Raw genomic sequence first — 26,621 nt, forward strand, 5'->3', positions numbered from 1 at the left:
GACCTCAGCCCCTTTTCCAAAGGACCAACTCCGTGAACTCCTCCATCGTCGAACGCCTCCGGAGCACTGGCCGTCTGGACCGCATGTTCATCGACGGCGAGTGGGTGCTGCCCCAGGGGCAGGCTCGCGCCTCCGTCATCGACCCGTCGACCGAGGAACCCGTTGCGGAGATCGCGCTGGGAACTGCGCAGGACGTCGATGCGGCGGTGGCTGCGGCGCGGCGCGCCTTCGCCGCCTGGTCCGTGAGCTCCGTCCGGAGCAGGGTCTTGCTTCTCGACCGTGTCCACGCCCTGATCCTCGAACGAGCAGAGTCGTTCGCCCAGGTGATCTCGCAGGAGATGGGCGCTGCCATCGGCTTTGCGCGCAGCACACAGGTGCCGGTCGCGGCGCAGCACATCCGCGTGGCCCGGGACAATCTGGCCAGCTATCCGTTTCTCACCCATCGGGGGGACGTGGCCATCATGCGCGAGGCCATCGGCGTGTGCGGCCTGATCACTCCCTGGAACTGGCCGCTCTACCAGATCACCGCCAAGGTCGGGCCGGCCTTGGCGGCGGGATGCACGCTGGTCCTGAAGCCCAGCGAACTGTCGCCGCTGAGCGCCCTGCTCTTTGCGCAGGTGATGCAAGACGCCGGCATCCCGCCGGGCGTTTTCAACCTGGTGAGCGGCACTGGGCCGGAGGTCGGCGCCGCGCTGTCGGCGCATCCGGACGTGGACATGATCTCGATCACCGGCTCGACCAGGGCCGGCGTCCTGGTGGCCCAGGCGGCCGCCCCGACGGTGAAGCGCGTGGCTCAGGAACTCGGCGGGAAATCGCCCAACGTGATCCTGCCGGACGCGGACCTGGCGCGAGCCGTGCCAGCAGGTGTGGCGGCCGCCTTGCGCAACGTCGGCCAGTCGTGCAGCGCGCCGACGCGCATGATCGTGCCGCGTGAGCACCTCCAGGAGGTCGAACGCATCGCGCACGAAGCGGCGTCCAGCTTCATCGTGGGCGATCCGCGCGCCGAGCAGACCACGCACGGCCCTGTGGCGAATCGCGCCCAGTTCAATCGGGTGCAGGAAATGATCGGCATCGGAATCGCCGAAGGCGCGCGGCTCGTTTGCGGCGGCCTCGGCCGGCCCGAGGCCTTGAGCCGCGGTTTCTACTGCCGCCCGACCATCTTCTCCGCGGTGCATCCGCGGATGCAGATCGCGCAAGAGGAGATCTTCGGGCCGGTACTCGCGATCATTCCGTACGACAGCGTCGACGAGGCCGTGGAGATTGCCAACGGCACCGTCTACGGCCTGGGCGCTCACGTCCAGGGGCAGGACCTTGCAGCGGCACGCGCCGTCGCGGCGCGCATCCGCTCCGGGCAGGTGCACATCAACTATCCGGCCTGGAGCCCCCATGCACCCTTCGGCGGATACAAGCGCTCGGGGAACGGCCGCGAATACGGCATCGAAGGTCTCGAGGAATACCTGGAAACCAAAGCCATTCTTGGCTTCCAGGAAAGCAGCGAAAGCGTCCAGGCTTGAATCGACGAGCGAGATTCATCATGTCCCCTCCGCTGCACCATCTCAACACTTCCTCCAAGCCGCCGGCCTCCGCTGACGTCGTCGTGATCGGCGGCGGCATCATCGGCGTCTTTACCGCCTACTACCTGGCCAAGCGCGGTGTATCGGTCGCCCTGGTCGAAAAGGGAAGGATCGGCGCCGAGCAATCGAGCCGCAACTGGGGCTGGTGCCGGCAGCAGAACCGGGACGCTCGCGAACTGCCGATGGCGAGCAAGAGCCTTGATCTCTGGGAACGGTTTGCCGCTGAAAGCGGGGAAGACACGGGCTTCCATCGCTGCGGGCTCCTGTATCTCAGCAACGACGAGGCCGAGCTGTCCCGTTGGTCCAGCTGGCGCGATTTTGCGAAGACCGCCGGCGTGGCGACCTACGTGCTCGGCAGCCGCGAGGCCGCCGAGCGCGGCCGAGCGACCGGCCGCGCCTGGAAAGGCGGCGTCTTCTCGCCCAGCGACGGCACCGCTGATCCTGGCAAGGCTGCGCCCGCCGTGGCCGCTGCGCTCATCAAGCTTGGCGGCAGCGTCAACCAGAACTGCGCGGCCCGCGGCATCGAGACGGAAGGCGGGCGGGTCAGCGGCGTCATCACCGAAGCCGGGGTCATCAGGACCAGGACGGCCGTGCTGGCCGGGGGCGCGTGGGCCTCCTCGTTCTGCCGCCAGCTCGGCATCCGTTTTCCGCAGGCCTCGATCCGGCAATCCATCCTCAGCGTGTCCCCCGTGGAGCACCGCCTTCCGGATGCCCTGTTCACCTCAGGCGTCTCCGTGACGCGCCGCAACGACGGACGCTACGCACTGGCCATCAGCGGCCGCGCACGCGTGGACGTGACACCCCAGTTCATGCGCTTCGCCCCGCAATTCGTGCCCATGTTCGCCAAGCGCTGGCGCAACCTTCTTCCGGGGGGCCTGGAAGGCATTCGCGGTGGCCACGAAACGCTGGGGCGGTGGCGGCTCGATGCGCCGACGCCGATGGAGCGGGTGCGCATCCTCGATCCGAAGCCATGTTTGTCCACGATCAGGGAGACCCAGCGACGCGCCGTCGAGCTCCTGCCCGAACTGCGCGAAGCAAGGATCACGCACGCCTGGGCCGGCTTCGTCGACAGCACGCCGGACGGTGTGCCCGGCATCGGCGAAGTGCCGGGCCTGCCGGGCTTCATCCTGGCTGCGGGCTTTTCCGGACACGGCTTTGGCATCGGCCCCGGGGCCGGCCACTTTGTCGCGGACCTTGCCACCGGTGCCAAACCGATCGTCGATCCCATACCGTACCGGCCCGAGCGGTTCAGCGACTCGGCATGGGGCAAGGTCGCTGATTTCTAGGCCGCGCCTGCGACGCGCCGAACCCTGCCCTGCATCTACGGCATTGCGACAACGGAGATCAAAGGCTCCAGCATCGCGTGCCGGCCGACGACGTGATTGCCTGCCGCTGCCAGGAAGCCACGGCCGGCGAACTGCGCCGATCGGTTGCCCTGGGCTGCCTGGGGCCGAGCCAGGGCAAAGCCTTCACGCGCTGCGGCATGGGCCCCTGCCAGGGCCGCCTTTGCGGCCTCACCGCCACCGAGGTCATCGCACATGAGCGCGGCGTCTCTCCGGCCGAGGTCGGTCACTACCGGATCTGCTCTCCCATCAAGCCGATCACGCTCGAAGAGCCTGCCGCACGTTGATTCCGGCCAGACGCAGACCTGGTCGAGCCGCTCGCCGGCCAACTGGGGCTGCCGGTATTCGTCACGCGACCCTTGTGAAATCGGCTCGGCGACGAAACGTAAGCAGGCCATAGGCTCTCAGCCGAGCCGCCAGCGGCGTCACGAAGCCGCAGACGCATCCCCGAGCAGGCCACGCTGAAGTGCGACACGCACGCCCTCGGCCCGAGACCGGCAATCGAGCGCCGCCAGCGAGTGCCGGACATGCATCTCGACGGTGCGGTGGCTCAGTCCCATCACCCGGCAGGTTGGTCTTGGCAGACGTGCTTGGCAACCTATGGACGTACCGCAACTGCATTGGATGCGCTGCGAAACAACCGAAAGGCGACCCCCATGCGAACCCAGACCGACATCGAATCGAACGCACTCCAAGGCATGCGAGGCATTCGAGGCATGCCCGGCGGCTACCTCATTTGCACCACGACCTTGCCCTTTGCGCGCCCACTGTCGACGTAAGCCAAAGCTTCGTGGGTGTCCTGAAACGGGAATACCTTGTCGACGACCGGGTGGATGGCACCCGATTCGACGAGCGAAGTGATCTCGCGCAACTGCGCCCCATCGGCCCGCATGAAGACGAACGAGTATTCGCTCCCGATCTTTTTTGCCTTCTTCCTGATGCCGAAACTCAGCAGGCGCAGCACCTGCTGGAGCGGCCAGGCCAGTCCTCGCGCGACGGCGAACGCCGGGGTGGGCGGCCCCGAGATGGAGATGAGATGCCCGCCCGGCTTGAGAACCTGGACGGATTTGTTCAGCTCGTCGCTGCCGAGGCTGTTCAGCACCACGTCGTAGCCGCGAAGCACCGTGGCGAAGTCCTGCTGCTTGTAATCGATGACGACGTCCGCGCCCAGGGATTTCATCCAGGCGATGTTGGCCGTACTCGTGGTCGTGGCCACGAACGCGCCGAGATGCTTGGCAAGCTGAATGGCGATGGTGCCTACGCCGCCGGAGCCGGCATGGATCAGCACCTTCTGCCCCTTTTTCAGCTTGGCGGTCTCGACCAGCGTCTGCCAGGCCGTCAGGGCCACCAGGGGAAGGGATGCGGCCTCGACCATGCCGAGTTTCGCGGGCTTCAACGCCACCGAAGATTCCTTGATGGCAATGAACTCCGCGAAGGTGCCGATGCGATCGTCGTCGGGGCGTGCATAGACCTCGTCACCGGGCTTGAAGTTGCGAACGCGGGGGCCGACGCGCATGACCGTTCCGGCCACATCGTTGCCCAGGATCAGCGGGAGGCGGTAGGGAAGAATCAGCTTGAATTCGCCGCTCCTGATTTTCGAATCCAGGGGATTGATGCTCGCCGCGTGGATCCGGATCAGGACGTCATCGTCCCGGACCTCGGGGTCGGGCATCTCGCCGATGCGGCCGACTTCCTTCTTTCCGTAACGACCGATGATGAAAGCTTTCATTGGGGGGTTTTTTTCAGGTTTTTTGATTGAAGCTGGTCGCCGAGGATGCCGACGTTCAGTCATTGAGGAAGGCCAGCGCCTTGGGCACGAACTCGCCGTGGTACTGGAAAATCCCCCATGCCCGGCGTCCTTGTAGCTGACCAGTTGCGAGCCGGGAATGCGCTCCGACATCGTCGATGCCTTTGCCGCCTGCCGGCCCCGTGCCGGTCAGGATGAGTCGGCGCACCAGCGCGGGTGCTTTCAGCAATGTCCTGCGCCACGAATCCTCCGAGGGAGAAGCCAAGCAGGTCGATCTTCTCGAAACCCAGCGCGTGGATCAGTGCGATCGCATCTCGTGCCGTCGCATCGATGGTCACGGGTGCCGTTCCGCCTGAAGCGCCGATACCCCGGTAGTCGATGGCGATGATGCGATGCCGGCGGGAAAGCCCATCGACGATACGCGGGTCGAAATTGTCGAGGACCGCGCCCCAGTGGTTGAGCAGGACCAGCGGCACGCCGCTGCGCGGCCCCAGGTCGCGGTACGCGAACGCAGTCCCGTCGACATCGATCGATTGGGTGGGGGTGTCGATATAGGGCATGCGCGATCCTGGGTGCCGGTCGGTCGGGGTCAACGTCATCGTCATCGCGTTGGCGGTCAGGCGTTCACGTCGACGATGGTGCGCCCCTGAACCTTCCCTGCGAGGACTTGGCTGGCGATTTCAGGAACCCCTGCCAGGCCAATCACCTTGGTGGTCCGTGCAAGCTTGCCCAGATCCAGGTCGCTGGCCAGGCGCGACCACGCCTGCAGCCGCACAGGCTGCGGCGCATTGACCGAGTCGATGCCGGCGAGGGTGACGTTGCGCAGGATGAACGGCAGCACGGATGCCGGCAGATCCGCGCCCTGTGCGAGGCCGAAGGCCGCGACCACGCCGCGATACCGGGTCTGCGCCAGGACGTTCGCCAGCGTATGGCTGCCGACCGAATCGATGGCCCCGGCCCACCGCTCCTTGGCGATCGGTGCGCCCGCTTCGGACAGGGTGTGGCGGTCGATGACGTCCGCCGCGCCCAGCGCACGCAGGTAGGCGGCTTCGTCGAGTCGGCCGGTCGACGCGATCACGCGATAGCCCAAGCCCGACAACAGCGTGATAGCCACGGAACCGGCGCCGCCATTGGCGCCGGTCACCAGGATGTCTCCACGCTCGGGCGTCAGGCCCCCATGCTCCAGTGCGAGCACGGACAGCATGGCGGTGAACCCGGCGGTGCCGATGGCCATGGCATCCCGGGTCGAAAAGACCTCCGGGATCTTGACCAGCCAATCACCGCTCACCCGCGCCTTCTGCGCGAAGCCACCATGGTGCGTCTGACTCAGTCCCCAGCCAGTCGCCAGCACACGGTCGCCGGCGACGAGGCCGGGATAGCTCGACGACTCGACGACACCGGCAAAGTCGATACCCGGAATCAGCGGAAACTGGCGAATGACCGGTGACCGGCCACTGAGCGCCATCGCGTCCTTGTAGTTCACCGTCGAGTACTCGACCGCGACGGTAACGTCACCCGGCATCAGATCCTCTTCCTTGAAGTCGACCAAGCTGGTTGATATGGTGTCGCCGGTCTTGCTGGCGAGCAGTGCCTTGAATGTCATGTGCTGTCCGTTCCGTTCTGGAGCTGTTTGCGGTTTCAGGCGGCAGCTCGATAGCGCTCTGCCACATGCGCCTGCCGGATGTCTGCGATCAGGGTCTGCCGTGCCGCGTTCAGCACTTCCCAGCGCGCGGCATCATGCAGCGGCGGGATGGTCACGAGTTCGCGGCGGTCGAATCCGACCAGTGCGGCATCTACCAGCTCTTCCACTCCCATCAGATCAGGCATCGCGCTGCTGTCGATGCCCGCGCGCTCCCAGATCTCGGTACGGGTTCCGGCTGGCAACACCGCCTGCACATAGACACCCTTGGGCGCGAGCTCCAGGCTCAGCCCCTGGGACAGGAACAGCACGAAGGCCTTGGTCGCACCGTAGACCGACATGCCGAACTCGGGCGCCAGGCCGACCACCGAGCCGATGTTGACGATCGCGCCTTTGCCAGCCTGCGCCAGGCGCGGGGCGACGGCGCTCGCCAGCCTGACGAGTGCGGTGGTGTTGAGGCTGACCAGGCGGGCGACATCGTCTGTCGATTGGTCGATGAAGTGACCGGACAGCGCGGCCCCGGCGTTGTTGATCAGGATTTCGATCTTGGCGTCCTCGCGCAGGCGCATCTCGACTGCGGCCAGATCGCCGGGCCGGGTCAGGTCGGCCGGGAGGGTATCGACGGCAGCGCCGGTTTCCTCGCGCAGCCGCGCAGCGAGCGTTTCCAGCCGCGCCTTGTCGCGTGCCACCAGCACAAGGTCGTGGCCGCGGCGTGCGAAGCGGTCGGCATAGATGGCGCCAATGCCGGTCGAGGCGCCCGTGATGAGAACAGTGGAGCGGGAGGTCATGTGTTTTCTCTTGATCGAAAAGGTCGTTGGAGTTGATTTAATGATGTCGATCATCATCTTTGTTGTCAAGGGATTTGATGATGATCGACATCAATGTATATTCATAACTTCACTGATGGCACATCTAGAGAGATCCTGGACATGAAGGTCACCAAAGCGCAGGCGCAGGCGAACCGGGCACACATCGTCGAGACGGCCTCCACGCTGTTTCGCGAGCGAGGCTATGACGGGGTAGGGATTGCGGACTTGATGGCGGGCGCAGGATTCACCCATGGTGGCTTCTATAAGCACTTCGGGTCCAAGGCCGACCTGATGGCAGAGGCGGCAATATGCGGTTTTGCGCAGACGGCGGCCAAGGCCGAAGGCGTCGATGCGATGGAGTTCGTCAAGCACTACTTGTCCCGTGAGCACCGCGATGCTCCTGGTGACGGTTGCACGATGGCCGCACTATGCGGAGATGCCGCGCGTCAGACGGAGTCGATCAAGACGGCTTTTGCGGCCGGCGTTGAAAGCTTGCTGGCGAACCTGGCAAACCAATGCGGCGCGACAGAGGAAGGCAATCAGGGCGGCGACGCGCGTGCCATGCGGATCGACGTCATTGCACAGGTAATCGGCGCAATAGTGCTGTCACGGGCGTGTCCTGACGACTCACAAATCGCCGATGAAATTCTGGATGTCTGCCGCATTGCAGTCCTGTCGAGGCTTTCCTCGCCGACCCTTGGCTCCTCCCTTGCCCAGATCAGCTAGTGCAGGCTCATGAAGATGAGGAGTCGAAGGCTGGACAACCATGGGCACGATGCGTCAAGGCATTGCGAAAAGTGACCCTTTGGGGGTGCGGACGAAAACTTGGACTACCAGGAGGTAGTTCATGTATTCCTACGAAGACAGGGTTCTAGGGCTACGCTGAAGTAGCCACCCTTTTCGGAATCGAGCATGCTGCACGCTTTGGATTGCGCTGATCGGCACTCAGGGATGACAGTTTTTTCCCGTGTCGGTGCATCGGCGCGCTGCTTTGGGCGGCCTTCTGCGTTTTACGGGCGCACGCGCACCAGCAGCAACCCTCGGCTCATGTAGATGTTGGCCAGCGCAAGGGCCGTGAATGCCCTGGTCGCGTTCTTATGGAGCCCACGGTATCGCACCTTGCTGAAGCCCCACAGTCTCTTGACCACCCCGAACACGTGCTCGACCTGCGCGCGCACCTTGGACTTGTTGCGGTTGCGCCGCCTCTGGCCCTCATCGGGCACCCCGTCAATCTTGCGCACACGCTCGTTGGTGCAGTCCAGCGCCGCAGGCGCTTTGCTGGCGATCAATTCCTGCTGGCCCGCGTAGGCGCAATCTCCGTAGACCTTCAACTCTTCGCCGTGCAGCAGTTCGGGCAGTGGGTGCTTGTCGTGCACATTGGCCGCCGTGACCACTGCGCTGTGGGCCAGCCCCGTGTGGCTGTCCACGCCGATGTGCAGCTTCATGCCGAAGAACCAGTTCTTGCCTTTGGCCACCTGGTGCATCTCGGGATCTCGCTTCTTGTCGGCGTTCTTTGTGGAGCTGGGCGCACTGATGATCGTGGCATCCACAATCGTGCCGGCGCCCACCTTCAGGCCATGGCCTTGCAGCACTTCGCCCACCTTGGCGAACAGCGCTTGCCCAAGATGGTGCTTCTCGAGAAGCCGGCGAAACTTCAGCAGCGTCGTCGCATCCGGAACGCGCTCGCGACCCAGGTCGATGCCTACGAAGCTGCGCAAGCTGGCGCTGTCATACAGCGCCTCTTCGCAGGCCTCGTCAGCCAGATTGAACCAGTGCTGCACGAACAACATGCGCAGCATCCGCTCCAGCCCGACGGGCGGGCGCCCGCCTTCGCCTTTGGGGTAGTGCGGCTGCACCACCGCACAAAGCTCCTCCCAGGGCATGACCTTGTCCATCATGTTGAGGAACACGTCACGCTTCGTAGGCCGGCGGAATTGCTCAAAACCTTTGTCGGCGGCCATCGCCAAGGTCTGTTGCTTCATGTTCTGATCAACGAATAAGCCTGGATGGTGGTGGACCTTTTTCAGCGTAGCCTTAGACTGTTGCGAGACAGGCCTGCACGCCTGGCTACCTCGCAAATGGACAACGATTCATTTCATTTGCATCTTTTACTCAGAGCAAATCAGCCGGCGCATCATGCCTTGTGCATGTCGTATCGATGCACTTTGGGTCTCGGCTCGACCCACCCGGCCGCTCCGTATCCAACTACTTCAATTGGAGACCCAAATGAAAAAATTCATTCCCAGCGCCATCGCCAGCCTCCTGATCGCCGGGGCAATCTTGCCGGCCGCCGCCAAGGAGAAAGTCGTCGACCGGAGCATCACGGAAGCGGAAGTCCTGGGGGCCCAGCAGGCCTGGTGCAAGGCGCTGGTCGACATCAGTGCTGCGAATTCCAGCGCAGGGCAGCCGGCCGCCAGGGCGCTGGCCGAGAAGGTCATCGACAGCGCCTACGCCTACCAGCTGGGCGCAGTGCTGTTCAAGCCGACGCTCACGACATCGCCGCAGACCTTCCGCACCGCTCGCGACGGCGCGCTGGCGTACTTCGTGGGCGGCAACCCTGCCTTTCCCAACGACACCGGCTTCGCCCTGAAGGGCTGGACCAAATGCGAGATTGCCAACAGTGCCGTGCTCATCCACGGCGACGTGGCCAGCACACTGGGTAACGTGCTGTTCACTGACCCGGACGGCAAGGTCACCACGGTCGACAAGACCTGGACTTTCGTGAAGGACGGTGCCGGCAAGCTGCGCATCGTCGTGCATCACTCGTCGCTGCCGTACGCTGGCCGTTGAACACCGCGTTCGAGTGCCGGCAGGCCCAGGCTCTAGGGCGGCGCCTTCAAGGACCGTCATTGGCGGCTCGAAGGCGCGAATCGGTGGCAGCACGCCGTCGTAGCGCTCGACCTGCACCGTAGTGAGTTGCCCCGCGCAACCCTGCGCCAGCGATGAGGTGCCGATGTCGCGCGTCAACACATTGGGGTTGCCGTGCACGATTGCACTTCGAGCGGCAGTGGCCAGAGTGGCTGAACGCCTGTCTGTCTTGGGTCAGTAGGCACCCATGTAGTCGCGCTTGCCGATCTCCATACCGTTGTGGCGCAAGATGGCATAGGTGGTGGTCACGTGGAAGAAAAACTGCGGCAGTCCATAGTGCAAAAGATATGCGCTTGCGGTCAGCTTCTTTTCCTTGGGGGTGCCGGGGCGCAATACGATCTCGCGGCTCTCGCTTGAATCAAATTGCTCAGGCTTGAAGGAGCCGATATGGGCCAAAGCTTTTGCGATCAGCGCTTGCAGGTCGGCGAAGCTGACCTCGGTGTCGGGCCAGGACGGCACCTCGGCACCCGCCAGGCGGGAGGCAATGCCCTTGGAGAAGTCTGCGGCGATCTGTACCTGACGTACCAGCGGAAACATGTCAGGGAACAGCCGCGCCTGCAGCAGCGCATTCGGATCGATATTTTTCTGCGTCGCCTGGTCTTCGGCCTTCTTGAGCACGTCGGACAGGGCGCGCAGCATCTGCTGCATGACGGGAACGGAGGCGTTGTACAGCGGGCTGGTCATGGTGAGTTCACTTCTAAAATTTTGGGCACGATGGCCGGAGTTGGCGTGGCAGAGGCCCTGCCGACCATGCAAGGCTAACAGCACAGGGCGAACTGAATCGCCCCGGCTTTTGTGGCCAGCTTTTCTTCCCGCTGGTAGTCGGAGCAGCCGCATTGAAGGGCAGTTCATCAGCAAGAAGCGGACGTCAATTGCAGACGCACGACAGACCGCGATCGCTGCGTAACCGCCCTTCGAGGATGCCCGCTTCAGGCTGGCTGCCCCCTTACCTACGCCCCGCTCACAAACGGCCGGTCTCCTTCAGCACCAAGGTTTCAACCCAATTCAATGGTCCGACGCAGCAACCCCGATTGCTCGGCACTCGGCCCGACAAGGATCTCCACCTCGCCCGCCTCGAACAAGGGCAGCAGGTCCGGCCCGAGGTAGCGCAACTCGGACGCCGGCAACTCCAGTTCGACCGCGCCGGCTTCGCCGGGCATCAATCGCAGCTTCGCGTAGCCCTTGAGTTCCAGCAGCGGCCGGGTGACACGGCTCACCTTGCCGCGCACGAACAGGAAGACGGTCTCTTCAGCCTCGCGCGCGCCAACGTTGCGCAGCCTGACGCTGATCTTCAGCGCGTCCTGCTCGCGCACGCGCCGCGGCTCGACCTGGAGTTCGTCGTAGCTGAACCGGCCGTAGGTCAGGCCATGACCGAAGGCATACAGCGGCGTGTTGTCGACGTCCTGGTACTTGCTCGTGAAGTAGTCGGCGGGATTCATCGGCCGGCCGGTGGGACGCTGGCCGAAGTGGATCGGCACCTGTCCGACGGCGCGCGGCCAGCTCATCGGCGTGCGGCCGCCGGGCGATGCCCGGCCTGTGACCACGTCGGCGATCGCACGGCCCGCTTCGACGCCGAGGAACCACGCAGCCAGCAGCGCATCGGCGTGTTCGGAAAGCCAGGGGACGACGAGCGGACGGCCCGAAAACAGGATCGCGACGACGGGGATGCCTCGCGCACGTGCACGGGCCGTCACCGCTTCGGCCAGAGCCTGCTGTCGGCCGGGAAGCGCGGGCGTGGCGCGGCTGGCCGCCTCGCCGCTCATCGTGGCGCGCTCGCCCAGGCACAGCAGAACGGCGTCGGCGCCCTAGCACAGCGCGACAGCAGCTTCGATGCCGCTGTCGTCGTCGCTCTCGATGGCAACGCCCGGTGCGTGGCGTATGTCGATCTGCGGCAGCGCGGCGCGCAGGCCGGCAAGCACGCTGACGGCCGGCTCGTGTTCGCCGGCCCCCCACCACGGGCCTTTCATCTCGGTGCTCGCGTCGGCCAGCGGGCCGATGACGCACAGTGCCTTGGCCGCCGCGGGCAAAGGCAAGGTGTCACGCTCGTTCTTCAGCATGACGATGGCCCTGCGCGCGGCGTCGCGCGCCACCGCGCGTCGCTCGGCGACAACCGCCGCGGGCTCCGGTGTCGCGCCGCGGCGGTAGGGGTCGTCGAACAGTCCGAGTTGTTCCTTGAGCCGCAACACGCGGCGCACGCTGGTGTCGATCTCCTCGATCGTCACGCGCCCCTGCTCGAGCGCGACCGGCAGGCCCTTGCGGTATGCGTCGGCCATCATGTCGATGTCGACGCCGGCCTTCAGCGCCAGTACCGCGGCATCGACGAGATCGGCGGCAACGCCGTGCTTGATGAGTTCCGCGATCGCGTTGTAGTCGCTGACGATCACGCCCTCGAAGCCCATCTCGCCGCGCAGCCAGTCGCGCAGCAAGGGAATGTGCGCCGTCATCGGCACGCCATTGAGATCGGTGAAGGCGGGCATCAGCGTCGCGACGCCGGCGCGCACGGCCGCCGCGAAGCCCGGCAGATGCACTTCGCGCAAGGTGCGCTCGGAGATGTCGACGGCGGCGTACTCGCGCCCCGCGGCGACCCCGCCGTACGCGACGAAATGCTTCGCGCAGGCGGCCAGCGATTCGGCCGACGACAGGTCGGCGCCCTGGAAACCGCGCACCTTGGCCTGCGCGATGCGCGCGTTGAGCCAGGGGTCTTCGCCGGGTCCTTCCGCGGTGCGGCCCCAGCGGGGATCGCGCGATACGTCGAGCATCGGCGCGAAGGTCATCGCCAGTCCGTCGGCCGCGCCTTCGCGCGCGGCCTCGCGCGCGGTGCGCTCCCAGAGCTTGTCGTCGAAGGCGCCGGCCTCCGCGAGCGGGATCGGAAAGAGCGTGCGATGGCCATGGATGATGTCCAGGCCGATCAAGAGAGGAATGCCCAGCCGCGACTTCTCGACGGCCAGCCGCTGCATCTCGTGCGTGGGACCGGCGCCCACCATGTTCAGCAGGTTGCCGACGGTGCCGTCGATGATCGACTGCGTGGAGTCTCCCGCGAGCACCGGTCCGGTGACCGTGTAGCTGGAAGCCGTCATCGTGAGCTGGCCGAGCTTTTCGGGCAGCGTCATCCGGGCCATGAGGGTATCGATGCGACTCATCAGGGATTTCGAATAGAGCCCAGGGGCCTCAATGATGGCATGCTGTGGGACAGGGCCATCGGCCATGTGGTGTGGCCGATGATTCGGTGAAACCAAACGTCACACCGAAGACGACAACGACGAAAGGATCCGTTCGTGTTGAAGGATGAGAGGAACCCGAAGGAACTGGCTGCGCTGCCCGACGAAGCCTTGATCGAGGCCGTGCAGCGGCAGACCTTCCGCTATTTCTGGGACGGCGCCGATGCCGCCAGCGGCCTTGCGCTCGACCGCCGCACGCTGGTCGCCGCCACCGGCGAGGACGTGGCCGACGAGAGGGTGGCGATCGGCGGCACGGGCTTCGGCATCATGGGCCTGATCGTCGCAGTGGAGCGCGGCTGGGTCTCGCGCGACGCGGCGCTGGAGCGGCTGGGGCGCATGCGCGACGCGCTCCTGCGCGCCAGGCGCTACCACGGCACCTTCCCGCACTTCATGGACGGGGCGAGCGGCGTGACGATCCCGATGAGCCCGAAGGACGACGCGGGCGATCTGGTCGAGACCTCGTTTCTGTGCATGGGCCTGCTCTGCGCACGCCAGTACTTCAACGACGACACGGCCATGGCGCGCCGGCTGCGCGCCGACTTCGACATGCTGTGGCACGAGGTCGAGTGGGACTGGTTCACCCAGGGCGGGCGCGATGTTCTTTACTGGCACTGGAGCCCGACCCACGGCTGGGCGATGAACCACGAGGTGCATGGCTGGAACGAGTGCCTCATCACCTACTTCATGGCCGCTGCGGCGCCGCGCCATGCGATCGATCCGCGGGTCTACCACCGCGGCTTCGCTTCCGGGCCGGACTTCCTCAACGGCCGCTCGTACCACGGCATCGAGCTGCCGCTGGGCCCGCCCAACGGCGGCCCGCTGTTCTTCGCGCACTACTCGTTCTGCGGCCTCGATCCGCACGGCCTGAAGGACCGCTATGCCGACTACTGGAGTCTCAACACCCGCCACGTGCAGGTCAACCGCGCGCACTGCGTCGCCAACCCCCGGGGCTTTGCGGGCTACGGCGAATCATGCTGGGGCCTGACAGCCAGCGACGACCCCGACGGCTATCTCGCGCACGACCCGAACAACGACAACGGCACCATCTCACCGACAGCCGCGCTGGCCAGTCTGCCTTACGCGCCGGCCGAGGTGATGCGGGTGCTGCGGCATTTTCTCAACGTGCACGGCACGCGCGTGTGGCGGGACTACGGCTTCATCGATGCATTCTGCGAGGCGCGCGGCTGGTTCGCCGACACCTTCCTGGCCATCGACCAGGGCCCCATCGTCGTGATGATGGAGAACCATCGCACGGGCCTGCTTTGGAAGCTGTTCATGAGTGCGCCCGAGGTGCAGGCGGGGCTGCGGCGCCTGGACTTCAGCAGCCCGCATCTGAGGGCGCCCGCATCGTGAGTCTTGGCGCGACGAGTCGACAAGACCCGGCCTTCGAGTCGTGGCTCGAAGGGCAGCTGCGCCATTCGGCGAGTGCGATGCTGTCGAGCATTTCGCCGGTGTCGATCGTCAAGCATCGCCCGGGCTTCGGGCAGACCGTGCGGCCGGTCGCCGGCGCCATCGTCGCTTCGCCCGTGCTCGGCGACTACAACCCCGACCCGGACTACTTCTTCCATTGGTTCCGCGATTCCGCCGTCGTCATCGATGCGCTGCGGCTGCTCTATGCCGACGGGCGCATCGGCGCCGAAGCGATGCGGCATCTGCGCGACTTCACCCGCTTCAGCCTTGCCCTGAACGGACTCGACGGCCGGGCAATCGCCGCAGTGCCGGACCGCAGGGCGCGCGTGGCTCCCGAACTGCTGCAGTACCTGCGCGAGGACCATGAGCTCGCGGGCGTCCACGGCGATGCCGTCGCCGCCGAGACGCGGGTGAACCCCGACGGCACGCTCGATGTCCTGCGTTGGGCGCGCCCTCAGCACGACGGGCCGCCGCTGCGAGCGCTGGCGCTGCTACGCTGGGTGGCCGGCGGGCACCTCGACGCGGCCCTGCTGGCCGAGGTCGCGCCGCTGATCCGCTTCGACCTCGGCTTCACGCTGCGCCACTGGCGCGAGCCGTCGTTCGACATCTGGGAGGAGGAAAGCGGCCATCACTACTACACGCTGCGCGTCTCGGCAGCAGCGCTGGCCGAAGGCGCGGCATGGCTGGAGGGCCTGGGCGACGCGGCGCAGGCGCAGCGCTGCCGGGAGGAGTCGCAGGCCGTGCTGCGCCTGCTCGATGGCTACTGGGTCGATGAGGAAGGCGCGACGCACGGCTACTACCGTTCGCGCGTGCTGGCCGACGGCCGGCCCAGTCCGAAGGCGCTGGACATCGCGGTGATCCTGTCGGCGATCCACAGCCTCGGCACCGAGGCCTCGCACAGCCCGGTCGATCTGCGCATGCAGGCCACGCTGGCGCGGCTCGACGCACTGTTCGACGCTGCCTATCCGATCAACCACGGCCGTGCCGCAGGCCGTGGCACGGCGATGGGCCGGTACGCCGGCGACGTGTACTGCTCAGGCGGCGCGTACTACTTCTCGACGCTCGGTGCCGCCGAGTTCTGTTTCCGCGCCGCGGCGCTGGGCGGCGATGCACGCCATGGGAACCAGTGGATGGAGCGCGGCGACGCCTACCTGGCCACCGTACGCACCTACACGCCGGCCGGCGGTGATCTGTCGGAGCAGTTCGATCAGCACAGCGGCGCGCAGACCTCGGCGAAGCAATTGGCCTGGAGCCACGCCGCGTTCATTTCGTGTGTCTTCGCGCGCCGCATCGCGGCCGCCGCCTCTCAGGCATCGCGGTAACGATGAGCGCAAGGCCAGGCGACCCTGCCGAGCCGGCTGCAAGGACCGGCGTCTTCCGCCAGGTCGGCGAGCTGCTCGGCGCCTTGCGCGTATCCCCGGTCGCGAAAACGCTTGTCGCGCTGATGGGCGCGATCGTCGTGGTCGTCGCGCTCACGGCGTATGGGCAGATCGAGCTCAACAGCTGGAACAAGCCGTTCTACGACGCGATCTCGCGCCGCGACCTGAGCGAATTCATCGTGCAGGTCGGCGTCTTCGCGGTGATTGCGGGCGCGTTGCTGGTCTTGAACGTCGCGCAGCGGTGGCTCGGCGAAACCTTGCAACTGAAGCTGCGAAAGGCAGTGGTCAACGACCTGGTGGGGCTGTGGCTGCAGCCGCGCCGGGCGTTCTGGCTCCAGGCCAGCGGCCCGATGGGTGCCCACCCGGATCAGCGCATGCACGACGACACGCTGAAGCTGTGCGATCTGTCGGTCACCCTCGGCGTGGGCCTGCTGCAGGCCACGATGCTGTTCGGCAGCTTCGCGAGCGTGCTGTGGGTGCTCTCCAAGGACTTCAGCATCTTCTTCGACGGCCAGGACCATGTGTTGCCGGGCTTCATGTTGTGGGCGGCGATTGTCTATGCGGTGGCCGGGTCGCTGGTCACCTACTGGGTCGGCAACGGCCTGATCTCGCGCAACGCCGAGCGCTACGCGCGCGAAGGCGAACTGCGCTTCTCGCTGACGCGCATCAACGAGCATCTGGACGGCATCTCCCTGGCCGGTGGCGAGGCCGACGAGAAGCGTCGCGTCGCCATGCATTTCGGCGACGTGCTGCGCGCCACGTCGCGCGTGGTGCTCGGGCTGACCAACCTGACCTGGGTCACCGCGGGCTTCGGCTGGATCACCATCATCGCGCCGACGCTGGTGGCCGCACCGCTGTATTTCTCGGGGAAGGTTTCGTTCGGCGGCCTGATGATGGCTGCCGCGGCCTTCACGCAGGCGCAGTCGTCGCTGCGCTGGTTCGTCGACAACTTCAGCATCATTGCCGACTGGCGCGCCACGCTGCTGCGTGTCACCGACCTGCGCCGGATGCTGGCGTCCGATCTGGAGGCACGGGCGAGCGGCAGTCGCATCGCCTACGAGGAAGGCGAAGGCGGAACGCTCGCGATCGAAGCGCTGGAGGTTCGCTCCTGGAGCGGCCACGATCGGCTGGACGTTTCGGGCCTGGTCGTGCACCGCGGCCAGCGCGTGCTGATCCTCGGCACGCCGGGTGCCGAGAAGACGCTGCTGTTCCGCTCGCTTGCGGGCCTGTGGCCCTGGGGCTCCGGCACGGTGCGCCGGCCGGGCGGCGAGACGATCCACTACATGCCGCGCGGCACGCCCTACATTCCCCGCGGCACGCTGGCCGAAGTGCTGTCGTATGCGATGGAGCCGACGACCTATCCCAGAGATGCCATGGTGGCCGCGCTGGCAAGCGTGGGCCTCCAGCGCCTGGAACCCTTGCTTGACAGGAAGGGCCGCTGGGAAAGCGAGCTCAGCATGGACGAGCAGCTGCGGCTGGGCTTCGCCCGCGTGGTGCTGCAGGCGCCGCCCTGGCTGGTGATGGACGAGGCCTTCAGCGCATTCGACGACGACACGCTCGAACTCATCATCGGCGTTCTGGGCAAGCTCACCTACACGGGCATCATTCACATAGGCTCGGCCGGCGAGGCGCACGACCGGCTGTTCACGCAGGTGGTTCATCTGGTCAAAGCGCCGCACGCCGTGCCCGAGGAGCAGCGACCATGAGACGCCCCCTGCCAACCGTCAGCCGTGCGCGCCGCGCCCTCATGCGGCTGGCTCTTGCGCTGCCCGCCTGGCCCACCGGGTCGCGGGCGGCTGATTTCGGCTTTCGGCCGCCGCGCGACCCGGACGATGCCGCCGCTGCTGACCTGATGCGGGACTTGGCCGAGCGCATCCTGCCGGTGTACCAGGACGCGGACACCGATTCCTTCCTGGCCAACGTCACCGCCCTGCAGATCGTCAGCGGCGCCTACCGTGCGGCCTACGACAGCAGCCGCTCCCTGCGCGACCGGCGCCAGGGCAAGCCCTTCGACGGCCTGGTCGAGCGTGCGATCCTCGATGGCATCTATGCGAATGCGCGCATGCTCGAGGCGGACGGGCGCCTCGGCTTCGCCGAAGCCTACGCGCGCTCGTTCCATGAGCTGGTGTCGCCGCTCGACAACGCGCAGGCCCAGGCCGTCATGGCGCGGCTCGAGATTCCGCCGGCTACGTACAGGGAGCCGCTGCGCCAGGCCTTCGATCTCTGGCGCGCGAAGGGCAGCCTCCCGGAGGCCGAGGCCTTGGCGCTCGTGCGAACCTGGCTCTCGTACCAGTCGCGCCGCAGCTTCGGTGCGCTGCTGCCCGAATTGTTCGCCGCGCAAAACGGCAGCCGCTACGTGGCGGAGGCCGACGTCAGGATTCCCGTGCGGGGCGGCGTCATCCATGCCAGCGTGGTCCGGCCCGGCCGCATGGACGGCGCGCTGTCGACGCTGCTGCGCTTCACGCTCGACCCGGCCGAGGACGACGCCAGGCGCAGCGCCGCCAGGGGCTACATCGGCGTCACGGCATACGTGCGCGGACGCACGCCCGACGGCAAGGGCGCCGTGTGGCCCTTCATTCGCGACGGCGAAGATGCCGCCGCCGTCATCGACTGGATCGCCCGGCAGGCGTGGAGCGACGGCCGCGTTGCCATGCTCGGCGACGGCTACTCCGGCTACGCCGCCTGGGCCGCCGCGCGCAGGAGGCCGGCGGCGCTCAAGGCCATCGCCACCATCGCGCCGATGGCGCCGGGCATCGACTTCCCGATGGCCGGACAGATCTTCCGCAATGCCATGGTCCGATGGGCGCAGGAGCACGCGGATGCCGAGCCCCTGCAGGCCGGCATCGACGCCGACGCCGGCCCGGACGCGGTATGGCAGGCACTCGACGCGCGCTGGCATCGCGGCAATCGCCCCTACTGGGACGTGGACCGCGTCCTGCTGGGCAGGCGCAGCAGGCTGATCCGCGCCTGGCTGACGCACCCGAGCCACGACCGCTACTGGCAGAAGTTCCTGCCGTCGGCGGAGCAGTTCGCGCGCATCGACATCCCGGTGCTCAGCTTCGCCGGCTACTACGGCGCCGACGCCGGCGCGCTCTACTTCCACCACGAGCATCTTCGCAACCGGCCGCAGGCCGACACGACGCTGCTGCTGGGCCCCTACGACGCGACCTCGATCCGCCGCGGCACGGCGCCGACGCTGCGCGGCTACACGCTGGACCCCGTCGCGCGCGTCGACCTGCCCGAGCTGCGCTACCAATGGCTCGACCACATCCTGAAGGGCGCGAACAAGCCTTCCCCGCTGCTGGATCGCATCAACTACCAGGTGATGGGCGCGGACCAGTGGCGCCATGTGCCGACGCTGGACGCGCAGGAGCGCACGCCGCTGCGCCTCTATCTCGACACCAATGGGCGCGACGACCCGCACCGCCTGTTGCCGTCGCCGTCCGAAGGCGGTGGCAGCGCGCGGCTCTCGGTCGATCTCGCCGATCGGCGCGACGTGGGCATGCCGTGGCCCGACGCGCTGCGCGTGAAGGAAGTGCCGACGCGCAACGGCATCAGCTTTGTCAGTGACCCGCTGCCTTCGGACACCGAGATCGCCGGCAGCCTGCGCGGCGTGTTCGACATCACACCCTCGCGGCAGGACGTGGACTTCCGCATCTCGCTGTACGAGCAGACGGCGAGCGGCGAATACCAGCTGCTGTTCGACCCCTACGACTTCCGCGCGAGCTACGCCGGCCATCGCGTGCGCCGCCGGCTTCTTCGGGCCGGCGAGCGCCAGCTGCTGGCCTTCACCACCGAGCGGGTCACCGCTTGCAGGCTCGCGGCGGGCAGCCGCATCGTGCTGGTGATCGGCCTCAACAGGCGCCCCGACCGGCAGGTCAATTACGGCAGCGGCAAGGACGTGAACTCGGAAACCATTGCCGACGCGAAGTGGCCCGTGCGCGTGCGCTGGCATGCGCGCAGCTACGTCGAGATCCCGACCGGCGAGCCTTGATCCCTCATCGTGTCGTCGGGCCCTTGTCGCTCACCGCGCCGATGAGGACACCTTCGCAAGGCGCCAGCACCAAGGGCCCTTCGATCGATCCGGCGCGCGCAGGATCGGTCGATGCCAGCACGATCGGCTGGCGCGGCAACAGCGCCGGCGACACCGGTGCCGAGGTGGCGCCGAAGTTCAATATCACCACCAGCCGCTGTCCGTCGCTCTCGCGCGCATAGGCGAGCATCTCGTCCCCGGCTTCAAGCGCTTCGTAGCTGCCCCGGTGCAGCGCAGGCTGCGCGCGGCGCAACGCGATGAGGCGCCTGTAGAGCGCCAGCATGGAGCCCGGATCGCGCAACTGCACTTCGACGTTGTGCATGTGCCAGTCGGATGCGAGGCGCAGCCACGGAATTCCCGTCGTGAAGCCGGCGTGCGTTTCGGCGCTCCACTGCATGGGCGTTCTCTCCGGGTCTCGGCCCAGGCCCATGCCGGGCTTGTTCTTCTCGAACGGGTCCTGCACTTCGTCGGCAGGAATGGGGACGTCCGTCATGCCGATCTCGTCGCCGTAGTAGAGCGTGGGCGTGCCGCGCAGCGTGAGCAGCAGCATGGCGGCGAGCCGCGCCATCCGTGGCCCGACGCGGCTTGCAATGCGGGACCTGTCGTGATTGCCCAGCACCCAGTTCGGCTGGGCGCCGGCGGGCAAGGCGGCTTCGTAGTCGCGCACCAGGCGGTCGATGCGCGCCGCCTGCCACTCGGTCGCGATCAGCTGGAAGTTGAAGGGCAGCTGCACGCCTTCGAGCACGCCCTGGGCGTTGAGGCCGTAGTAGGCGACCAGGCGCGCGAGCGGCAGGTAGAGCTCGCCGATCAGCACGCGCGACGAGTGTGCATCGCTGAACTCGTCGACCACGCGGCGCATCTCGGCCACGATCGGCTGCACCTCCGGCAGGTCCGTGTTGTGAAGCATCGTCCAGCGAAGAAACGGGTCCTGCCCTTCGACGAAATCCGGATTCGGCGGGTTGTCGCGGAACTGCGCGTCCTTGACGATCTGCGAGAGCACGTCGACGCGGAATCCGTCGACGCCGCGCCGGAGCCAGAAGCGCAGCACCTCAGACATCGCGGCGCGCACTTCGGGGTTGCGCCAGTTGAGGTCGGGCTGCTCCTTCAGGAACGAATGGGCGTAGTACTGCCCGGTGGCCGCATCGAAGCTCCAGGCCGGGCCGCCGAAATTGCCGAGCCAGTTATTGGGCGGCCCGCCGTCGGGCGCCGGGTCGCGCCAGATGTACCAGTTGCGCCGCGCATCACTGCGCGCGCTGCGGCTTTGCACGAACCACGGATGCCGGTCCGACGTGTGGTTGGGCACGAAATCCAGGATGAGCTTGAGCCCCTTCGCATGGGCCTCCTGCACCAGCGCATCGAAGCCATCGAGCGTGCCGAAGCACGGATCGATGTCGCAGAAATCGGAGATGTCGTAGCCGAAGTCGGCCATCGGCGAGGGATAGATCGGCGAGATCCAGACGGCGTCGACGCCGAGCGAGACCAGATGATCCAGCCGGGCACGGATTCCGTCGAGGTCTCCGATGCCATCGCCGTTGCTGTCCTGGAACGAACGCGGGTAGACCTGATAGACGATTCCGCACTTCCACCAGTCGTCAGCTGACATCTTGATCCCTTCGTGCTTGGCTTCGAGCGGGGTCATTGTCTCCAGAAACCGTGCGGGGCATCGTCAAGCAGGCCCGGAGCGGACGTAGCAACCCGACTACGCTCGAGCGGCGACCCGCCCTCTCGTCGACGCCTGGGCCTCGTGCAGGTACGTCGTGAAGCCATCCCTGGCCGGTGGAACCGAATTGAGCAGCATCACCGCGCTGACCTGTCCACGATGGCCTGCTCCGTGCGTGACAACATGCATGAGCATCTCCTCGCGGGACATGCGCCCCTGTGCGCCGTCGGTGAACGCGAAGTCGATTCGTTCGGCCAGTTGGTCGAGATCGAGCTTCGACACATAGTCGATGTATTCCTGATCGCTTCTCCGGAGATCGGTGGACAGATCTTCCAGCGTTGGCATCTCGCTCAAGTTGGCCGATGCGTACCCGTGAGCTTCCCGCCTGATGTGGGCGGCGAATATCCGGTCGACCACATAGGTGTGGCTCAAGGCCTTGATGGCCAATGCGATGATCGAGGAGCTGTCGCCAAGCCGGGCCAGCGCGGTCAACAGCTGGTCGTTTGCCCAAGCCTTGTATCTGAAGAGGTGATGCAGTGTGTCGTCCATGTCATGGTCTCCTGAGGGGTTTGCGCGCCACGGGTCTTACATGCAGGAAGTTGCGCTGCCTGTCCGCGCCCACTCAGAATATGAGCGATCATTCGCTTTTCATACTCGCATTGATGGCATCTGAAAATGACGAGAAAACCAGTCATCCGGCCCAGGAAAATCGCCATTCAGGAGCGATCGCGCGCGACCGTGGACAACCTGATCGAGGCAACTGCTCGCATTCTGGTCAAGGATGGTTTCGACAAGGCCAGCACCAACCGCATCGCGGAGGTTGCGGGGGTGAGCATCGGCTCGCTCTATCAGTATTTCCCCAGCAAGGAGGCACTCGTCGCCGCCGTGATCGAGCGCCACCAGCAGCAGATCATGCAGATGGTGCGCAGCGAGCTGAGCGAGGTCTCGAGCCAGCCGCTGGACCAGGCGATGCGCAGGTTCGTCGCTGTCGCGGTAGAGGCCCACCGTCTCGACCCCCAACTGCATCGGGTGCTCGCCGAACAGATCCCGCGCGTGGGAAAGCTGGAGAAGCTGGAAACCTTCAGTCGTGAAAATTTCAGCCTGTTCAGTACCTATCTAGAAGGAGCCCGGGACGAACTCGGCGTCGACGACCTGGAGCTCGCATCGTTTGTATGTGTCACCACGATCGAGGCGTTGACGCACAACGCGGTGCTGCACCACTCCAGGGTTCTGACCGACGATCGGATGGAAGCGCTCATCGACGAGGGTGCGCGCCTCGTGACCGGCTACCTGAAAGGCCAGCGCGCAAGCCAGCTCCGCGCAGGTCACCATAAGCCCATCCGCTGAGATCGCTCCCATGCAGGCGGCCGGGCGGCCCGTGGCGAGCGCAGGGCTCAGCCCTCATTGCTCTCCGGCAGCCTCGCAATCACCTTGATCTCGAACTGGAATCCGTAGAGCCACGTCACCCCGATCCCCGTCAGCGTCGGGTGCGGCGCACTGCCCCAGTACTCCGGCACCACCTTCCAGACCGTCTCGAAGTTCGACTCCGGATCGACGATGAACACCGTGACGTCGACCACGTCGTCGAACGTGCAGTTCGCCGCCGCAAGGATCGCATTCAGGTTCTCGAACGCCAGCCGGACCTGCGCCTCCAGATCGGGCTCCGGCGAGCCGTCGGGGCGGCTGCCGACCTGCCCCGACACGAACAGGAAGCCGTTGGACCGGATCGCCGGCGAGTAGCGATTCTTTTCGTAGAGCGCCTGGCGCCCGGGTGGAAAAACGACGTCGCGCTGAGTCATGGATGGATGGCCTTCCCGAAGAAATAACGATGAAGGGACTTTAGGGAGCCGCGCCTCCCGGATAAATGGGCAAGGCCAACAATCACTGTTTGCAGAACCCAAACAATCCGCGCATCCGCAGGAGCAGCACCATGGACCGTTTCGATGCAATGCAGGCATTCGCCCGCGTGGTGGAAGCAGGCAGCTTCACCAAGGCGGCCGAGACGCTTCACATCAGCAAGACCAGCGTGACGCAGCTGGTGCAGCAGCTCGAAGCGAGGCTGCGCGTGAAGCTGCTCAACCGCACGACGCGCAAGGTCAACGTCACTGCCGACGGCGCGGCCTACTACGAGCGCGTGGTGCGCCTGCTGGCCGACATGGACGATGCCGAGACCAGCCTCTCGGGCGCCTCGGCATCGCCCAGGGGCCGCCTGCGCGTTGACGTGCCCAGCCCGCTGGCGCGCACGATCCTGGTGCCGGCGCTGCCGGCGTTCCACGCGCGCTACCCCGACATCCAGCTCGACATGGGCGTGAGCGATCGCATGGTGGACCTGATCGGCGAGAACGTGGACTGCGTGGTGCGCGGCGGCGAACTCACCGACCAGTCGCTCATGGCACGCCGCGTGGGCGATCTGCAGCTCGGCGTGTATGCGGCGCCGAGCTACCTGGAACTCGCCGGCACGCCCTCGCACCCTCAGGACCTGGAAGACACGCATCACCGCACCGTGGGCTTCCTGTGGTCGCGCAACGGCAAGACTTTTCCGTACACCATGCGCCGCGATGGCGAGCACATCGGGGTGCAGGGCCGCTACGTGCTGTCGGTCGACGACGGCAATGCCTACCTCGCGGCTGGTCTGGCCGGACTCGGCATCCTTTGGCTACCCGACTACTTGGCCAAGGCGCACGTGGCGAACGGGGAACTGGTACCTCTGTTCGAGGGCTGGCAGCTCGACCCGATGCCGCTGTACATCGCGTTTCCGCCGAACCGGCACGTCAGCGCCAAGCTGCGCGTGTTCATCGACTGGGTGGCCGGGCTGATGGCGCTGCATGCGCCCATCAGCGGCCGGCGCGGTTCATGAAAGCGGGAGAGCGGACAGCTCGCGCAGCCGCTGATGCGCAGCCCCATCCCATGCAATGGGCTGCTGCTTCTTCGCACTCAGGTAGTGGTGCGTGAAGACCGCGAGATAGGCCTCCAGCGTTTGCTCGGCGGCGTGTTCACCTGCCAGGTTCATGCACAGCGCGGCCACCTCGCTCGTGCAGAAATGGTCGTCGCGGCCGGAGCGGCGCAGCTTGTATTGCGTGATCCGCTCCGGCTGCAGGCTCAGCACGGGCAGCAGGTCGAGGTAAGGGCTCCTGCTGAACATCTTGCGCGCCTCGGCCCAGGTCCCGTCGAACAGGATGAAGAGCGGGCGTTTGGCAGTGCCGGCACAGGTTGGGTCGGGCGACGAGACACTGGCGACCACCCGCTCGGGCGCCGCGTACTGCCCCGGGAACACCACGTACGGTTGCCACTGCGGGTCGCTCAGCAAGGCCAGCAGCGCGGGGTCGGTGTCGGTGCGCATCCAGCCGAAGGCGAAGGTATCGGCCACCACGTCGGCAATCAGCCAACCCGTGTTGGTCGGCTTGAGCGGCTCGATGTCGGCCATGAGCAGGCACACCCCAGCGCGTGTTGCCACCGACGGGCGCACTGCGCACATGCAGTGGCTGGGCACCAGCCGGCAGCCGGCGCAGCGCTCGCGCTTGAAGCCCCCGCGGGCCAGAAAGGGTTTGGCGCTTCGCGCCAGGCGCGCGGCGCGAAGGAGGGAAACGGCGTGGGGCATGCGGGGATTCTCTGCGGTGACAATGCGGAAATGGCCAAAGGCAAACGAATTTCCGCAGACATCGGGGGCGACGCCATTCAGGCGATCAAGGAGCTGGGCGCTGCCGCCAAGCTGGCGCGCACCAGTGCCGGCGAGGGCCAGGCCGCCGCTGCCGCACGCCTGGGCGTTCACGTCCAGACCATCGCACGGATCGAATCAGGCGAGCCAGGCGTCGCCATCGGGCATGTGCTCGGCATGCTGGCTCTTTACGGGATCTCGGCGAAGCTGCAGCACCCGGACGCGGGCGGGTCGACCTAACGCCGGTCTTCGGTCTTTCGAAACAGCACCTGCACTTCGGCTGCGCGCGCCCTCAACTGGCCGCATCCGCCGTCGACATCCTGGCCGGCTGAATTGCGCAGCTTCGTCAGGATGCCCCGGTCGTGCAGCGTGCGAGCCATCTGTTCGCAACGCTCCCACGACGGGCGGCTGAACGCCACGCCGTCGACCGCGTTGAAGGGAATCATGTTCAGCACGCCGTACTTGCCGGAGAGCAGCTGGACGATGCCTTCGATCTCATCCTGCCCGTCGTTGACGCCTTCCAGCAGCGTCCACTGGTACTGGATCGGGTAGCCAGTGGCCCGCGCGTAGCGCTCGCCCGCGGCGACCAGTTCCTCGGGCGTCATGTTCGGCGCGCGCGGCAGGAGCTTGCGGCGCAGATCGGCCTTGGTCGTGTGCAAAGAAAGAGCCAGCGCAGGCTTCACGCGTTCCTGGTGCAGCCTCTCGAACGCGCGTGGATCGCCCACGGTCGAGAACACCAGGTTCTTGTGGCCAATGTTGCCCACCGTGCCGAGCAGGTCGATCGCCTCCATCACGTTGTCCAGGTTGTGGGCCGGTTCACCCATGCCCATGAACACCACCTTGCGCACCGGCCGCCGCATGCGCGCGAGGGCGACCTGGGCAATGATCTCGGCGCTTCCCACCTGGCGCAGCAAGCCTTCGCGGCCGGTCATGCAGAAGTGGCACCCGACGGCGCATCCGACCTGCGAGGAGACGCACAGGCCATCACGGGGCAGAAGCACGCTCTCCACGGTCTGGCCGTCCGCGAGGGCCACGAGCAGCCGCTCTGAACCATCGGCACCGGGATGCACCGCATGGATGCGCGCCAGCCCCGCAAGCTCGGCTTCGATCGACGGCAGGACAGCCATCAGCGACGACGGAAAGAAGCTCGACGGTTTACGCCTGCCGCTGTCCCGGGGCAGCGCATGGGACCACAGCCGCAGGATGCGTTGTTCGTGGCTGGGGCCGGCTCCGGCTTCGCGCAGTCGGCGTTTCAGTTCGTGGATTCGCATGCTGGGGCAGATTGT

At 66.3% G+C, this 26,621-nt stretch carries 23 protein-coding genes and 2 pseudogenes; 12 read left to right on the forward strand and 13 right to left on the reverse strand.

Annotated elements, in window-relative coordinates:
• The first annotated feature begins 83 nt into the window (after positions 1-83).
• The 3 genes and pseudogenes from ACEN9N_RS13275 to ACEN9N_RS13285 all read left to right on the forward strand — a co-directional run.
• Positions 84-1,514: an aldehyde dehydrogenase family protein gene (locus ACEN9N_RS13275; protein ID WP_495656382.1), complete on the forward strand. Its 1,431-nt coding sequence runs from the start codon at positions 84-86 to the stop codon at positions 1,512-1,514.
• A 20-nt stretch (positions 1,515-1,534) separates the two neighbouring features.
• Positions 1,535-2,860: an NAD(P)/FAD-dependent oxidoreductase gene (locus tag ACEN9N_RS13280; protein WP_495656252.1), complete on the forward strand. Its 1,326-nt coding sequence runs from the start codon at positions 1,535-1,537 to the stop codon at positions 2,858-2,860.
• 71 nt (positions 2,861-2,931) lie between these two features.
• Positions 2,932-3,204: pseudogene (locus ACEN9N_RS13285) on the forward strand (bacterioferritin-associated ferredoxin); the annotation flags it as partial.
• Positions 3,205-3,644: 440 nt separating this feature from the next.
• Here the strand turns inward: ACEN9N_RS13285 and ACEN9N_RS13290 are convergent.
• The 4 genes from ACEN9N_RS13290 to ACEN9N_RS13305 are packed head-to-tail and all read right to left on the reverse strand — an operon-like array spanning position 3,645 to position 7,091.
• Positions 3,645-4,646, reverse strand: coding sequence for an NADP-dependent oxidoreductase (locus ACEN9N_RS13290; protein ID WP_007832821.1), 1,002 nt, complete (start codon positions 4,644-4,646; stop codon positions 3,645-3,647).
• A 59-nt stretch (positions 4,647-4,705) separates the two neighbouring features.
• The gene (locus tag ACEN9N_RS13295) at positions 4,706-5,224 is read right to left on the reverse strand and encodes an alpha/beta fold hydrolase (protein ID WP_495656253.1); all 519 of its coding nucleotides are present in this window, start codon (positions 5,222-5,224) and stop codon (positions 4,706-4,708) included.
• Between the two features lie 56 nt (positions 5,225-5,280).
• The gene (gene acuI / locus ACEN9N_RS13300; RefSeq protein ID WP_413312621.1) at positions 5,281-6,267 is read right to left on the reverse strand and encodes an acrylyl-CoA reductase (NADPH); all 987 of its coding nucleotides are present in this window, start codon (positions 6,265-6,267) and stop codon (positions 5,281-5,283) included.
• Positions 6,268-6,302: 35 nt separating this feature from the next.
• Positions 6,303-7,091, reverse strand: coding sequence for an SDR family NAD(P)-dependent oxidoreductase (locus ACEN9N_RS13305; RefSeq protein ID WP_495656383.1), 789 nt, complete (start codon positions 7,089-7,091; stop codon positions 6,303-6,305).
• Between the two features lie 141 nt (positions 7,092-7,232).
• On the opposite strand from ACEN9N_RS13305, the gene ACEN9N_RS13310 reads away from it, so the two are divergent.
• The gene (locus tag ACEN9N_RS13310) at positions 7,233-7,838 is read left to right on the forward strand and encodes a TetR/AcrR family transcriptional regulator (RefSeq protein WP_495656254.1); all 606 of its coding nucleotides are present in this window, start codon (positions 7,233-7,235) and stop codon (positions 7,836-7,838) included.
• Between the two features lie 284 nt (positions 7,839-8,122).
• On the opposite strand, the gene ACEN9N_RS13315 is transcribed toward ACEN9N_RS13310, so the two are convergent.
• Complete coding sequence (locus tag ACEN9N_RS13315; protein ID WP_495655696.1) at positions 8,123-9,094, reverse strand: IS5 family transposase; 972 nt, start codon at positions 9,092-9,094, stop codon at positions 8,123-8,125.
• Between the two features lie 244 nt (positions 9,095-9,338).
• Here ACEN9N_RS13315 and ACEN9N_RS13320 point away from each other — a divergent pair, with 244 nt between their 5' ends.
• Positions 9,339-9,902, forward strand: coding sequence for a metal-independent carbonic anhydrase family protein (locus ACEN9N_RS13320; RefSeq protein ID WP_101488608.1), 564 nt, complete (start codon positions 9,339-9,341; stop codon positions 9,900-9,902).
• A 252-nt stretch (positions 9,903-10,154) separates the two neighbouring features.
• Here the strand turns inward: ACEN9N_RS13320 and ACEN9N_RS13325 are convergent, their stop codons facing one another.
• The 3 genes and pseudogenes from ACEN9N_RS13325 to ACEN9N_RS13335 all read right to left on the reverse strand — a co-directional run.
• A complete protein-coding gene (locus ACEN9N_RS13325) occupies positions 10,155-10,664 on the reverse strand; it encodes a DUF1993 domain-containing protein (RefSeq protein ID WP_062471023.1) in 510 nt (169 codons plus the stop codon).
• A gap of 311 nt (positions 10,665-10,975) precedes the next feature.
• Entirely contained in the window at positions 10,976-11,419 is a 444-nt protein-coding gene (locus ACEN9N_RS13330) for a fibronectin type III-like domain-contianing protein (protein ID WP_495656384.1), read from the reverse strand.
• Positions 11,396-13,186 (reverse strand): annotated as a pseudogene (locus ACEN9N_RS13335) (glycoside hydrolase family 3 N-terminal domain-containing protein); the annotation flags it as partial. The pseudogene ACEN9N_RS13335 and the gene ACEN9N_RS13330, both read right to left, overlap by 24 nt.
• Before the next feature lie 69 nt (positions 13,187-13,255).
• On the opposite strand from ACEN9N_RS13335, the gene ACEN9N_RS13340 reads away from it, so the two are divergent.
• Genes ACEN9N_RS13340 through ACEN9N_RS13355 form a run of 4 tightly spaced genes read left to right on the forward strand, consistent with a single transcriptional unit; the run spans position 13,256 to position 19,981 of the window.
• Positions 13,256-14,551, forward strand: coding sequence for a glucoamylase family protein (locus ACEN9N_RS13340; protein ID WP_495656255.1), 1,296 nt, complete (start codon positions 13,256-13,258; stop codon positions 14,549-14,551).
• Positions 14,548-15,930 carry a glycoside hydrolase family 15 protein gene (locus tag ACEN9N_RS13345; RefSeq protein ID WP_495656256.1) on the forward strand — a complete coding sequence of 461 codons (1,383 nt, stop codon included), beginning with the start codon at positions 14,548-14,550 and terminating at the stop codon, positions 15,928-15,930. Before ACEN9N_RS13340 ends, ACEN9N_RS13345 begins: the two co-directional genes overlap by 4 nt.
• 2 nt (positions 15,931-15,932) lie before the next feature.
• The gene (locus tag ACEN9N_RS13350; RefSeq protein ID WP_495656257.1) at positions 15,933-17,693 is read left to right on the forward strand and encodes an ABC transporter ATP-binding protein/permease; all 1,761 of its coding nucleotides are present in this window, start codon (positions 15,933-15,935) and stop codon (positions 17,691-17,693) included.
• Positions 17,690-19,981, forward strand: coding sequence for a CocE/NonD family hydrolase (locus tag ACEN9N_RS13355; RefSeq protein WP_495656258.1), 2,292 nt, complete (start codon positions 17,690-17,692; stop codon positions 19,979-19,981). Before ACEN9N_RS13350 ends, ACEN9N_RS13355 begins: the two co-directional genes overlap by 4 nt.
• A gap of 4 nt (positions 19,982-19,985) precedes the next feature.
• On the opposite strand, the gene ACEN9N_RS13360 is transcribed toward ACEN9N_RS13355, so the two are convergent.
• Positions 19,986-21,623 carry an alpha-amylase family glycosyl hydrolase gene (locus ACEN9N_RS13360; RefSeq protein WP_495656259.1) on the reverse strand — a complete coding sequence of 546 codons (1,638 nt, stop codon included), beginning with the start codon at positions 21,621-21,623 and terminating at the stop codon, positions 19,986-19,988.
• Between the two features lie 96 nt (positions 21,624-21,719).
• Positions 21,720-22,229, reverse strand: coding sequence for a DinB family protein (locus ACEN9N_RS13365; protein WP_495656260.1), 510 nt, complete (start codon positions 22,227-22,229; stop codon positions 21,720-21,722).
• A gap of 126 nt (positions 22,230-22,355) precedes the next feature.
• Here ACEN9N_RS13365 and ACEN9N_RS13370 point away from each other — a divergent pair, with 126 nt between their 5' ends.
• Positions 22,356-23,027 carry a TetR/AcrR family transcriptional regulator gene (locus ACEN9N_RS13370; RefSeq protein ID WP_495656261.1) on the forward strand — a complete coding sequence of 224 codons (672 nt, stop codon included), beginning with the start codon at positions 22,356-22,358 and terminating at the stop codon, positions 23,025-23,027.
• 47 nt (positions 23,028-23,074) lie between these two features.
• Here ACEN9N_RS13370 and ACEN9N_RS13375 read toward each other — a convergent pair whose 3' ends face one another.
• Positions 23,075-23,479, reverse strand: a complete 405-nt coding sequence (locus ACEN9N_RS13375) for a RidA family protein (RefSeq protein ID WP_495656262.1) — start codon at positions 23,477-23,479, stop codon at positions 23,075-23,077.
• 131 nt (positions 23,480-23,610) lie between these two features.
• Between ACEN9N_RS13375 and ACEN9N_RS13380 the strand changes: the two genes are divergently transcribed.
• Positions 23,611-24,537 (forward strand): LysR family transcriptional regulator, encoded by a 927-nt coding sequence (locus ACEN9N_RS13380; RefSeq protein WP_495656263.1) that lies wholly within the window; start codon positions 23,611-23,613, stop codon positions 24,535-24,537.
• Here the strand turns inward: ACEN9N_RS13380 and ACEN9N_RS13385 are convergent.
• A complete protein-coding gene (locus ACEN9N_RS13385; RefSeq protein ID WP_495656264.1) occupies positions 24,532-25,278 on the reverse strand; it encodes a tRNA-uridine aminocarboxypropyltransferase in 747 nt (248 codons plus the stop codon). The genes ACEN9N_RS13380 and ACEN9N_RS13385 overlap by 6 nt on opposite strands.
• A gap of 30 nt (positions 25,279-25,308) precedes the next feature.
• On the opposite strand from ACEN9N_RS13385, the gene ACEN9N_RS13390 reads away from it, so the two are divergent.
• A complete protein-coding gene (locus tag ACEN9N_RS13390; protein WP_495656265.1) occupies positions 25,309-25,575 on the forward strand; it encodes a helix-turn-helix domain-containing protein in 267 nt (88 codons plus the stop codon).
• Here the strand turns inward: ACEN9N_RS13390 and ACEN9N_RS13395 are convergent.
• Positions 25,572-26,606, reverse strand: coding sequence for an RNA methyltransferase (locus ACEN9N_RS13395; protein WP_495656266.1), 1,035 nt, complete (start codon positions 26,604-26,606; stop codon positions 25,572-25,574). The two genes, ACEN9N_RS13390 and ACEN9N_RS13395, sit on opposite strands and share 4 nt — an antisense overlap.
• Positions 26,607-26,621: the final 15 nt, after the last annotated feature.

It is taken from the genome of Variovorax sp. Varisp46, from assembly GCF_059491885.1.